11 protein-coding genes and 1 tRNA gene are annotated in these 11,310 nt (G+C 68.2%); 8 read left to right on the plus strand and 4 right to left on the minus strand.

What is annotated here, in order from left to right; all coding sequences use genetic code 11:
* The first annotated feature begins 15 nt into the window (after positions 1-15).
* The 4 genes from MRBLWH12_RS01635 to MRBLWH12_RS01650 all read left to right on the plus strand — a co-directional run bounded on the left by MRBLWH12_RS01635 (position 16) and on the right by MRBLWH12_RS01650 (position 4,299).
* Positions 16-558, plus strand: coding sequence for a DUF501 domain-containing protein (locus tag MRBLWH12_RS01635; protein WP_363545401.1), 543 nt, complete (start codon positions 16-18; stop codon positions 556-558).
* Positions 559-566: 8 nt separating this feature from the next.
* On the plus strand, positions 567-1,847 hold the full coding sequence (locus MRBLWH12_RS01640) for a S8 family serine peptidase (protein WP_341978483.1): 1,281 nt from the start codon (positions 567-569) through the stop codon (positions 1,845-1,847).
* Positions 1,848-1,885: 38 nt separating this feature from the next.
* The gene (locus MRBLWH12_RS01645) at positions 1,886-3,370 is read left to right on the plus strand and encodes an NAD(P)/FAD-dependent oxidoreductase (RefSeq protein ID WP_363545404.1); all 1,485 of its coding nucleotides are present in this window, start codon (positions 1,886-1,888) and stop codon (positions 3,368-3,370) included.
* Positions 3,371-3,492: 122 nt separating this feature from the next.
* On the plus strand, positions 3,493-4,299 hold the full coding sequence (locus MRBLWH12_RS01650; protein WP_363545407.1) for an alpha/beta fold hydrolase: 807 nt from the start codon (positions 3,493-3,495) through the stop codon (positions 4,297-4,299).
* Between the two features lie 24 nt (positions 4,300-4,323).
* On the opposite strand, the gene MRBLWH12_RS01655 is transcribed toward MRBLWH12_RS01650, so the two are convergent.
* Positions 4,324-5,544: an FAD-dependent oxidoreductase gene (locus MRBLWH12_RS01655; protein ID WP_363545410.1), complete on the minus strand. Its 1,221-nt coding sequence runs from the start codon at positions 5,542-5,544 to the stop codon at positions 4,324-4,326.
* A gap of 130 nt (positions 5,545-5,674) precedes the next feature.
* Between MRBLWH12_RS01655 and MRBLWH12_RS01660 the strand changes: the two genes are divergently transcribed.
* Entirely contained in the window at positions 5,675-6,112 is a 438-nt protein-coding gene (locus tag MRBLWH12_RS01660) for a MarR family winged helix-turn-helix transcriptional regulator (RefSeq protein ID WP_363545412.1), read from the plus strand.
* Between the two features lie 35 nt (positions 6,113-6,147).
* Here the strand turns inward: MRBLWH12_RS01660 and MRBLWH12_RS01665 are convergent.
* Positions 6,148-6,220, minus strand: a tRNA-Leu gene (locus tag MRBLWH12_RS01665).
* Between the two features lie 88 nt (positions 6,221-6,308).
* Here MRBLWH12_RS01665 and MRBLWH12_RS01670 point away from each other — a divergent pair.
* From MRBLWH12_RS01670 to MRBLWH12_RS01680, 3 genes are all read left to right on the plus strand, one after another.
* Positions 6,309-7,559 carry an alanine racemase gene (locus tag MRBLWH12_RS01670; protein ID WP_363545415.1) on the plus strand — a complete coding sequence of 417 codons (1,251 nt, stop codon included), beginning with the start codon at positions 6,309-6,311 and terminating at the stop codon, positions 7,557-7,559.
* The gene (locus tag MRBLWH12_RS01675) at positions 7,556-8,869 is read left to right on the plus strand and encodes a D-arabinono-1,4-lactone oxidase (protein WP_363545418.1); all 1,314 of its coding nucleotides are present in this window, start codon (positions 7,556-7,558) and stop codon (positions 8,867-8,869) included. Before MRBLWH12_RS01670 ends, MRBLWH12_RS01675 begins: the two co-directional genes overlap by 4 nt.
* A 92-nt stretch (positions 8,870-8,961) precedes the next feature.
* Positions 8,962-9,528 (plus strand): LemA family protein, encoded by a 567-nt coding sequence (locus tag MRBLWH12_RS01680; RefSeq protein ID WP_341975441.1) that lies wholly within the window; start codon positions 8,962-8,964, stop codon positions 9,526-9,528.
* 3 nt (positions 9,529-9,531) lie between these two features.
* On the opposite strand, the gene MRBLWH12_RS01685 is transcribed toward MRBLWH12_RS01680, so the two are convergent.
* Both MRBLWH12_RS01685 and MRBLWH12_RS01690 read right to left on the minus strand, forming a co-directional pair.
* On the minus strand, positions 9,532-10,014 hold the full coding sequence (locus MRBLWH12_RS01685) for a hypothetical protein (protein WP_363545421.1): 483 nt from the start codon (positions 10,012-10,014) through the stop codon (positions 9,532-9,534).
* Entirely contained in the window at positions 10,011-11,270 is a 1,260-nt protein-coding gene (locus MRBLWH12_RS01690; protein WP_363545425.1) for a winged helix-turn-helix domain-containing protein, read from the minus strand. The genes MRBLWH12_RS01685 and MRBLWH12_RS01690 overlap by 4 nt, the downstream gene beginning before the upstream one ends.
* Positions 11,271-11,310: the final 40 nt, after the last annotated feature.

The raw sequence follows: 11,310 nt of genomic DNA on the forward strand, positions 1-11,310 counted from the left end.
CCCTACGCTGGACGGGTGACTACGCCGCCATTTCCTGCCCCCACGCCCGCTGAACTCGCCGTGGTCTCGGCACAGCTCGGCCGTCCGGCTCGGGGCGTTCTCGGCATCGCCGCCCGATGCGCATGTGGCAATCCCACGGTCGTCGCGACCACGCCGCGGCTGGCCGACGGCACCCCTTTCCCGACGTTCTACTACCTGACGCACCCGGCCGCGACGGCCGCCATGTCGACCCTCGAGGCCACCCAGGTGATGCCGGAGCTCGCGGCCCTTCTCGCCGACGATGAAGACATCGCCGCGGCGTATCAGGCCGCCCATGAGGCATACCTCGCAGATCGCGCCCAGTTCGGCGACGTCGCCGAGATCGACGGGATCTCCGCCGGCGGGATGCCGACGCGCGTGAAGTGCTTGCACGCGCTCGCGGGGCACGCGCTGGCTGCAGGACCCGGCGTCAACCCGATCGGCGATGAGGCGCTCGCTCGCTCCTCCTGGTCTGCCGAGCAGTGCCGCTGCGACGATCCCGGCGCAGCGATCCGGGTCGCAGGAGCGGCGACGGCATGAGCATGAGGATGCTGCGCATGACCGTCGCCGTGGCGATGGTTGCGGCATCCGTGCTGCTGTTGGGAGCGACGACCGCTCCAGGGCCTGTTCCGGACAACCCTGCGGATCCGGTGCGCGCCTCCGAGTACTGGCTGGACGGCGCCCGCATCCGCGAAGCATGGCAGACCACACGCGGTAAAGGCGTCACGATTGCCGTGATCGACACCGGTATCGCAAAGGTGCCGCAGACCTTCGGCGACGCGGTCATCGGCGGGACGGACGTCAGCGGCAGCGGCACCCCTGACGGGCGGACACCGCTCGGCGCCGTCGACGGGAACCACGGTTCTTGGGTGGCATCGCTGGCCGCCGGACGAGGTGCCGCCGACGGCACCGGCATGATCGGCGTCGCACCCGAGGCGAACCTGCTCTCGATCTCGCTCGGCTTCGGCGCAGCGGCGGCCGTCCCCTTCGCCGAGCAGGTCGCGAAGGGGATGAAGTGGGCGGTCGACAACGGCGCCGACATCATCAACCTGTCGTTCACGACGAACACCCTCGAGTGGGACCGGAGCTGGGACGAGGCGTTCCTGTACGCCTTCGAGCACGACGTCGTCGTGGTGGTGGCCGCGGGCAACCGGGGGAGCGGCACGAGCATCATCGGCGCTCCGGCGACGATCCCCGGCGTGCTCACCGTCGGCGGGGTCGATCAGACCGGTACGGCGAGCATCGAGGCGTCGACGCAGGGCATCACGATCGGCATCTCGGCGCCCAGTGAAGGCCTTCTCGGCGTTTCCGCCGACGGAAAGGTGGCGTGGTGGCGCGGCACCAGTGGTGCAGCGCCGATCGTGGCCGGCATCGCTGCGCTGGTGCGCTCCGCGCACCCTGACCTCGACGCCGCAAATGTGATCAACCGCATCATCAAGACCGCGATTCCGGTGGAGGGCGCGACGAAGCCCAGTGATCCGCTTTACGGATACGGGCTGGTGGATGCCGCCGCCGCCATTTCCACGGATGTCCCCAAGGTCGACAAGAACCCCATGGGAGACCTCGCGGAGTGGGTCCGTCTGCACCGTCGAGCAGCGTCCGAACCGCAGCCGGAACCCGAGATCACGCCGGTGAGCGTGCCGCCGCTTCCCGCGGCGGAACCACCGACCGAACCGGGGTCTCCCTTGCTTCCCAGCGCCGAGTCATTGCGTTACGGTACCCTCCCGCTCATTGCGCTCACAGTCCCTGGTATCCTGGTGGGGCTTGGCGTCACCGCAGCTGCCCGGCGCATCCGCTCAGCGCGCGCGAGTCGCACGCCAAAATCCTGACTCCGAGGAGTTGTTCCCCTGTGCCTCAGAACAGCACTGTGCCCAAGATTCTGATCGTCGGTGGAGGCTACGCAGGTTTCTACACGGCGTGGAAGCTCGAGAAGCAGCTCCGCAAGGGTGAAGCCGACGTCACCATGGTCGATCCGCTGCCGTACATGACCTACCAGCCGTTCCTGCCCGAGGTCGCCGCCGGCTCCATCGAGGCGCGGCACTCGGTGGTCGCGCATCGTCGCCACCTGAAGCGGACTCACGTCGTCACCGCGAAGGTCACCAAGATCGACCACGCCAACAAGGTGGCCACGATCACGCCGACCGAGGGCGAGCCCTACGAGTTCGCATACGACCAGATCGTGGTGACGGCGGGCGCTGTCTCCCGCACCTTCCCGATCCCGGGCATCGCCGACAACGCGATCGGGCTGAAGACCATCGAAGAGGCCGTCGCCATCCGCGACCGGCTGATGTCGAACTTCGACAAGGCGGCGTCGCTGCCGGCCGGTCCCGAGCGCGACCGTCTGCTTTCCGTCGTCGTCGTCGGTGGCGGTTTCGCCGGCATCGAGGTCTTCGCGGAGCTGCGTTCGCTGGCATCTGCGCTGGTGTCGAAGTACCCGCAGCTGACGTTCGATGACACGCACTTCCACCTGATCGAGGCCATGGGGCGGATCATGCCCGAGGTCTCGCTGAAGACCAGCGAGTGGGTGCTCAAGGACCTTGCGAAGCGCGGTGCGAACGTGCACCTCGACACGCAGCTCACGGGCGCCGTCGACGGCATCGTCGAACTCTCCACCGGCGAGGTCATCCCGACCGACCTCATCGTGTGGACCGCCGGTGTGATGGCCAACCCGACCGTCGTCCGCGGCGGCGACCTCCCCGTCGAAGAGCGTGGCCGCATCCAGACCCGCGCCGACCTGCGCGTCGGCACGGCCGACGCGATCGTCGAGGGCGCGTGGGCTGCCGGTGACGTCTCGGCCGTCCCCGACCTGTCCGGTGGCGGTGTCGGCGGCTACTGCGTTCCGAACGCTCAGCACGCGGTGCGCCAGGCGAAGCTGCTTGCGAAGAACATCGTCGCGGTCATCCGTGGCGAGGAGCCCAAGGAGTACTTCCACAAGAACATGGGCGCTGTCGCGGGTCTCGGCCTGTACAACGGCGTCTTCCAGTCCGGCAACCTGGCGCTGAAGGGCTTCGTCGCCTGGATCGCCCACCGTGGCTACCACGGCCTGGCGATGCCGACGTGGGAGCGCAAGATCCGCGTCGTGTGGGGCTGGGTGAACAACTTCTTCCTCGGTCGTGACCTGGTCAACCTCGAGACGGTGCAGAGCCCTCGTTACGTCTTCGAGGAGTTCGCGGCTCGCCCGCGTCCGGCCGTGGATGCGGCTCCTGCCGCCCCTGTCGCCAAGGCAGAGCCGGCCAAGCCAGAGCCGGCCAAGGTCGAGCCAGTGAAGGCAACCGTTGCTGCGGAGGCTGCGCCTGCGGCGAAGCCGGTGAAGAAGGCGCCTGTCAAGAAGACCGTGAACGCCGACGCCTGATCATCTGATCGCTGCGAAGAGCCCGTCCGAGATTCGTCTCGGGCGGGCTCTTCCGCGTATGGGTCGCTCCTCTGCGCCCTCGACGTCGCAGGAGTCACCACCTGATCGGCTACATTCCGAATATGCCCACTCTGTCGAAACGCCTGACTCTGCGTGGCTGTTCGCTGGCTTTCGACGACTCCGGCGGCGACGAGCCCGCGGTCGTGTTCCTGCACGGCGCGGGCGCCGATCATGTCATGTTCTCTGCGCAGGTCGAAGCCGTCATCGCCTCGGGGCGCAGAGCGCTGATGCTGGACCTGCGCGGGCACGGCCAGTCGCGCCCGAACCTCGTGCCGATCACCGCTGAGAGCCTGGTGGCCGACATCGAAGAACTCATCGCATCACGAGGGCTCGATCGCCCCGTGCTCGTGGGGCACTCACTCGGTGGCAACCTGGCGCAGGCGTTGGTGCGGAAGGCGCCGGAGGCGTTCTCCGGTCTGATGGTGCTGGACTCGACGTGGAACAATGGCCCGCTGACCGTGTGGCAGCGTCAACTGCTGCGCCTTGCGGCTCCCGCCCTCGCCCTCGTCCCCGCCGCTCGGCTGCCGCGACTGCTGGCGGAGGCCTCTGCGACCTCCGACTTCGCGAGGAGGGACGCGGAGCGGGCATTCGCGCAGGTCGCGAAGTCGGAATTCCTCGACATCTGGCGGGCGACGACAGCCTTCGTCGATCCGGACCCGACCTACCGGACGCCGGTGCCGCTGGGGCTGGTCCGTGGTGCACTGGACCGTACGGGCAACATCGCCACCGCCATGCCCGCATGGGCGCGGCACGAAGGAGTACGCGAGGTCGTCATCCCGGATGCTGGTCACATCGTGAGTCAGGATGCCCCGGACGCGGTGACCGACGAGCTTCTGCGTTTTCTGAGGTCGATCAGAGCGCAGCGGTGAGCTCAGCGGTGGTGGCTCTTCCACTCAGGGGGTGGAACGTGCGCCGTTCGGCGAATCGGATGCGGCGACGACAGGTGGAGGCGTGTAGTCGAAGACCCAGTCGTAGCGGGTGTCCTTCGTCGCCCCGCGAAGGAAGAGCGGCAGGAGGAAGTCGCGCGCGGCGGCGGAGATCGGATTGCCGCTGGTCTTCTTCTGCTTGTCGATGCTCGCGGCGTACGCCACGATCTTCTCCACGCGTTCGCGCCGCTCCCGTTCGAAGGCCGCGAAAGCACGCTCATGATCGGTAGCTCCGGCGCCGAGCGCGGCAGCGAGGGACGCCGCATCTTCGAGGGCGAGGGATGCGCCTTGGCCGGCGGAAGGACTCGTGGCGTGGACCGCATCGCCGATCAGCACCGCTCTTCCCCGCCACCACCGCGGCGATGTCGGGACGCGGAAGATCGGATACGAGCCGATGGAGCCGGTGGAGTGGGCGAGGATCGAGGGCACGGGTTCGGGATCCGCGTCGTGCACCTGCTGAAGACGGGTGAGGATCTCTTCGCCTGATACGGAGCGATCACGTGACGGCAACTGCGGCGCGGTGAGGTTCGCGAACCAGTACACCGTGCCGTCCTCGCGCACCAGGTAGCCGAAGAACGACCGGCGCCCGAAGACGAAGCGCTGGACGCCGACGGTGGGTGCGAGGCCGGGTACTCGGGAGAATCCGCCGGTGCCGATGAGGCCGGTGTACTCGGCGGTGACCTCAGGCGCGACCTGCCGGCGCAGCAGCGATCCGACACCGTCAGCGCCGATGATGATGTCGCCCTCCTCGACATGCCCATCGGCGAACTCGGCCCGGACTCCGCGGTCATTCTGCTCGACGCCGACCAATCGCTTGCCCGGGTGGATCTGCACTCCTGCCGTGATCGCGCTGTCCCACAGCACCTCCTGCAACCAACCGCGCCTGACGACCGCTCCGCCGTCCGCGGGGCTGCCGGCGGGGCCGTTGGGGACCGTGGCGAGATGCCTGCCGCGGCCACTCCACATCTCCATCAGGGGAGCGGGGTGCGCGTCGGAGAGCAGGCGCTCCTCCGCGCCCAGGAGCCGGAGAACGCGCCGCCCGTTGATGGCGACATTCAGGAACAGGCCCTCCGCTCGGTCGAGGGAGCTCCGCGCTTCGAACAGCGGGGCGTTCCACCCCTGCTCGGTGAGTAGTTGCGCGACGGCGGGTCCGGCGGATCCCGCGCCGATCACGAGGGCTTTCGGCATCTCATCCTCCAAGGTGCGGAATTGCGAATGGGTCGTCCGCCGTGCGTGTCGCTGGCGGCCAAGTAATCCCGATGTGGGATGATTCTATAGTGAAACATCTCCATTCTGGAAATACTTTGAGGAGAACAGCATGATCGACAAAGACGAGATCACCGCTCGCATCCTGGAACTCACGCAGCTCGTCATTGCGAACTCGGTACTCACGAACGAACGCATCGCGCACGATTTCGGCATCCGTCTGGTCGACCTTCAGACGCTCGGCTTCGTCGCACGGAGCGACGCGCCCATCACTGCGGGCGAGATCAGCGTCCAGACCGCGCTTCCGACCAGCACCACCACGCGCGTCCTCGATCGGCTCGAAAAGAGAGGGCTCATCGAGCGGCGCGCGGACCCCCATGACCGTCGACGTGTCGTCGTGCACATGCGCCAGGAGAACCTCCGAGCGAGCGACGGTGGGAACCCGTGGGCGGCGATCACGGCTCAGGTCTCGCAGATCCACGATTCGTTCACGGCGGAAGAGCTGGGTGTGGTCGCACGCTACCTCGATCAGCTCAAGGATGTCCGCTGAGCGGATTCGGTCTGGAGCGATCTTTGTGCGCCGAGTGCCCCCGCTGGGACTCGAACCCAGACTGAAGCGATTTTAAGTCGCCTGCCTCTGCCATTGGGCTACGGGGGCGTGCAACGCCAGCCTATCGACGACACAATGGTGCGACGCAGTCCCGACAGAGGTGATTCCGCGTCCATGAAGGTCGTAGGGTGGGGGAGTGCTCGACCTCACCGCCGAACTGAGCCCCCCAGCTGATGCGCGTCTTTCCGTCGCCCCGGAGTGGCAGGATGCTGCGCGGTACTGGCCGCGGCTCTCCGATGCGACCGCCCACCTGCCCGCTCCGGTGGCGGTGATCGATCTCGAGGCGTTGCGGTATAACGCGATGGATCTTCTCGTGCGTTCCGGTGGCCTCCCGATCCGGGTGGCTTCGAAGTCGGTGCGTGTGCGCGCCGTGCTCGACGCCGTGCTGCAGCTCCCGGGGTTCCGGGGCATTCTGGCGTTCACGCTCGCGGAGGCGTTGTGGCTGTCCGAGACGCACGACGACATCGTGCTCGGCTACCCGACCGTCGACCGACCGAGTCTGGAGCGGCTCGCAGCCGACGAGACTGCGGCGCGGCGGATCACGCTGATGGTCGACGATCCGTCCCAACTGGACTTCATCGACAGCGTCGCCGCCCCCGGGCAGCGCCCCGAGATCCGGGTCGCGATCGATGCGGATGCGTCGCTCCGTTCCGCTGCGCTCGGACATATCGGCGTGCGTCGTTCTGCGCTGTTCAGCGCCGGCGAGGTCGCGGCCTTCGCCAGGGAGATCGTTCGACGGCCGGGTTTCCGGCTCGTGGGCCTGCAGATGTACGAGGCGCAGATCGCCGGCCAAGGCGACGATGCCGGCGCGGACGCGCCGCTGATCCGGATGGTGCAGGCCCGCTCGCGCACCGAGTTGCGCGAGCGCAGGGCGGCGATCGCGACCGCTCTCGCCGAGATCACGCCCCTGGAGTTCCTCAACGGCGGCGGCACGGGTTCGCTCGAATTCACCGGGAGCGACGAGTCGCTCACGGAGGCGAGCGCCGGCAGCGGCCTGCTCGGCGGTCACCTCTTCGACGGTTACCGCTCCTTCCGCCCGGCCCCGGCGTCGGCCTTCGCTTTCGACGTGGTCCGTCGCCCGACCCGCGACATCGCGACCGTGCTCGGCGGTGGATGGATCGCCTCGGGACCGGCCCTCGCCTCGCGCCAGCCCCTGCCGGCCTGGCCGCAGGGGCTCCGGACGCTTCCCCGCGAGGCGGCCGGAGAGGTGCAGACACCGCTGCAAGGGCGCTCGGCGGCCCAGCTGCAGCTCGGTGACCGGGTGTGGTTCCGGCACGCGAAGAGCGGCGAGCCCGCGGAGCGGATCGATCGCTACCATCTCGTCTCGGGCACGGAAGTCATCGACGAGTTGCCGACGTACCGCGGTGAGGGGAAGGCGTTCCTGTGACGAGAATCGGCGGCACCTGGCAGAACTGGGCACGCACCGCGCAGATCACGCCGCTCCGCATCGAACGGCCGCGCACTCCGGAGGGCGTGCAGCGCGCGGTCCAGGCCGCGGTGTCGCAGGGGCTCACCGTGAAAGCAGTCGGCGCAGGACACAGCTTCACCGGCATCGCGGCGGCGCCCGGCGTGCTGCTCGAGCTCGACGACATGCAGGGTGTGGTGAAGGCGGATGCCGCCACCGGCCGCGTCACGCTGCTCGCAGGTACACGTCTGCACCGGGTACCCCGTCTGCTCGCCGCGCACGGCCTCGCGATGGAGAATCTCGGCGACATCGACCGGCAATCGATCGCGGGAGCGATCTCGACCGGAACGCACGGCACCGGCGCCGCATTCGGCGGACTCGCCACCCAGGTCGTCGGCGTCACGATGGTCACCGCGACGGGGGAGTTCCTGCGGATCGACGACACGCAGAACGCCGAGATGCTGCCGGCTGTCGCCCTCGGCCTCGGAGCGCTCGGCATCATCGTCGAGGTGACGCTGCAGTGCGTACCGGCTTTCGTCCTGCACGCGATCGACCAGCCCGTTCCCCTGGAGGACGTGTTGTCGACGCTCGACGACCATGTCGCGGCATCCGATCACTTCGAGTTCTACTGGTTCCCGCACACCGACGTCGCCCTGACGAAGCGGCAGACGCGGATGCCGGAGTCGACGGTGCGTCATCCGCTTCCGGTCGTCGGCAAGTGGATCGACGAGACGCTGCTCTCCAACGGCGTCTACCGCGTCGTCTGCGCCGCGGGGAAGGCGGTTCCGGCGATCACGCCGCCGTTCAGCCGTCTCGCCGTGAAGCTCACCGGCAATCGCGAGTACACCGACCGGTCGCATCGAGTGCTGACGCAGAACCGAACCGTGCGCTTCCGCGAGATGGAGTACGCCCTGCCGGCCGAGAACGTCGTCCCGGCGTTCCGCGCAGTGCAGGAGCTGATCTCGTCGCACGGATGGCGCATCGAGTTCCCTGTGGAGGTGCGATTCGCTGCCGAGGACGACCGCTGGCTCTCCACCGCGCATGGACGTGCCACCGGATACATCGCCGTGCACCGCTACTGGCGCACCGGCCACACCGAGTATTTCGGCGCCGTCGAGAAGATCATGCTCGAGCACGGCGGGCGGCCGCACTGGGGCAAACTCCACTCCCTCGATGCCGCGCAACTGCGAGAGAGCTATCCGCGGTTCGACGATTTCGTCGAACTTCGGGACCGCCTGGACCCCGAGCGCCGCTTCGGCAATCGGTACCTCGAGCGCGTGCTCGGCGACTGAGGATCATTCCCCGCGCGCCCCAGCGACGTACCCAGTCCACGCGCAGACTGCGCGACTAGGATGAGAGAAATTCGAGGAAGGGTGGCCTCCGCATGGAGTGGCTCGTGCCGGTACTGATCATCGTCGGAGTGATTCTGCTCATCGGAATCTACCTCTGGGCCACCTACAACTCGCTGGTGCAACTCAAGATCCGGGTCGATGAGGCGTGGAGCGGCATCACCGTCCAGCTCAAGCGACGAGCCGACCTCATCCCGAACCTCATCGAGACCGTGAAGGGCTACGCCTCCCACGAGAAGGCGGTCTTCGAGAACGTCACCCGCGCACGCGCTGAAACACTGTCCGCCGAGAGCCCCGGCGCTGCCGGTATCGCCGAGGGACATCTGCAGCAGGCGCTGCGTAGTCTGTTCGCCGTGGCCGAGGCCTATCCGCAGCTTCAGGCGAGTCAGAACTTCCTCCAGGTGCAGCAGGCCCTCGTCGACACCGAAGACAAGATCCAGGCGGCTCGACGTTTCTACAACGGCGGGGTGCGCGAGCTGAACACCAAGATCAAGGTGTTCCCGAACAACCTCTTCGCCCGCGGACTGGGCTTCACCGAGCGTGAATTCTTCGAGGTCGCCGATGCCAGCGCGATCTCCGAGCCGCCGCGCGTGCAGTTCTAGACCTCACCACACTGAGATCTCGATCCCTTCGTCGGTGACATCCACGTCGCCGCGCACCGCCCAGGTCTCGCTCCGGTAGGTTTCGGTGCGAGGTGCGCCGTCCTGGCCGGTGCCGGTCACGGTGGCGACGAGGATGCCGCCGTCCGCAGTGAATTCGTCTCCGTCGAGTTCGACGGTCGGCAGCTTCTCGATGCGGTACCGGACGCCGGAAACCGCCGAGAACTCGGTACCCCACGGGATCCGGATGCCGCAGCCCTCCGGTGGCGCGCTTCTCGTGCTTCTCGCGCATTCCTCGAGGTGCTCGTCGACGAGCTCTTGAACCTGCTCGATGGACGCCGCCGTCACCTTCGGAGCGGGCGACGAGCGCGACGGAGGAGTCTCCACGGCGGAGGGCGCCGTTGAGGACTGCCAGATCCACACCGCGGCGCCACCGAGCAGCAGCACGGCGACGGCCGTGCCGATCGCCCATCCGCGGCGCCTCGTCATGAGGCGGTCTCCCGTGGGTGCACGTGCCGGGTCACCGGCGCTCCACCGAGGGCCTGAAGCGCCTGATACACGCTGTCGGCGGCGTCACCCCAGCCCGAGACCGAGACATGCTCCAGTCCCTGCCAGGAGGCAGCCAGCGCGAGCTCGGCGGCGATCGGCACCGCGTCCTCCGGGCGGGCCTGCGGCTCCCACCACGCGGACTGCACGCGCAGCGCTGAGGCGGCGCGATCGGCCTTGAGGTCGACGCGAGCCACGATCCGATCGCCGACGAGGACGGGAAGCGAGTAGTAGCCGTATCGGCGCTTGTCCGCCGGCACATAGATCTCGATCCGGTAGTCGAGCTCGAAGACGCGCAGCGCGCGATCGCGGAACCACACCACCGGGTCGAAGGGAGTGAGCACCGCAGCGGCATCCACCCGCCGGGGGAGCACGGCATCGCGGTGCCGCCAGGCAGGAAGCGGGCGACCGCCCCGCTCCCACCCCCGCACGCTGACCGGCACGAGTTCGCCGGTGTCGACGAGGTCGGCGATCGCGGCTGTCACCGCGACGCGATCGCGCAGTCGGTAGTAGTCCGCGAGGTCGGCCTGGGTGGCGACTCCCGACGACTGCGCCGCACGCCGCACGAGCTCGCGGATCGCGTCGGCACGTGAGACCTCCTGCGACCGGATGCGGTCGGGGATCACCTGCTCGGCGAGGGCGTATGTGCGCTCGAATCCGCGGCGTCCGCTGATCGCGACGTCACCGGTGCGCCACATGTGCTCCAGCGCGAGCTTGACGTCGTCCCAGTCCCACCAGGTGCCGCGCTCACGTGGTGCATCAGCACGGAGATCGGCCGGGCGCAGCGGACCGCGGACGCGAAGCTCGTCCTGCACCCAGCTCAGTGTCCGGGCGTTGGCGCTCACCCAGGAGTCCTCACTCGACCAGCGCCGGCGGAAGTCATCCATCCGGAACTGCCAGAGCGGCCAGTCCTCGACGGGGATGAAGGTGGCCTCGTGAGCGAGGTACTCGACATAATGCGTGGTGCGCGAGAGGAAGACCCGGTCGAGCAGAGCCGGATCGTAGGACCCGAGGCGGGAGAACAGCGGCAGGTAGTGGGAGCGTGCGAACACGTTCACCGAGTCGATCTGCAGCACTCCGAGGCGGTCCATCACGCGATGCACATGACGCGATGCGACCGATGACGGGCGCGATCGCGTGAATCCCTGAGCAGCCAGCGCGATCCGGCGCGCCTGCGCGGAGTTGAGGGTCTCGGTCACTTCGCCAGCGTATCGGCGCCCGCGGACATCACCGGTCAGC

Origin of the sequence: Microbacterium sp. LWH12-1.2 (assembly GCF_040675825.1) — a bacterium.
In the GTDB taxonomy this organism is placed as follows: domain Bacteria; phylum Actinomycetota; class Actinomycetes; order Actinomycetales; family Microbacteriaceae; genus Microbacterium.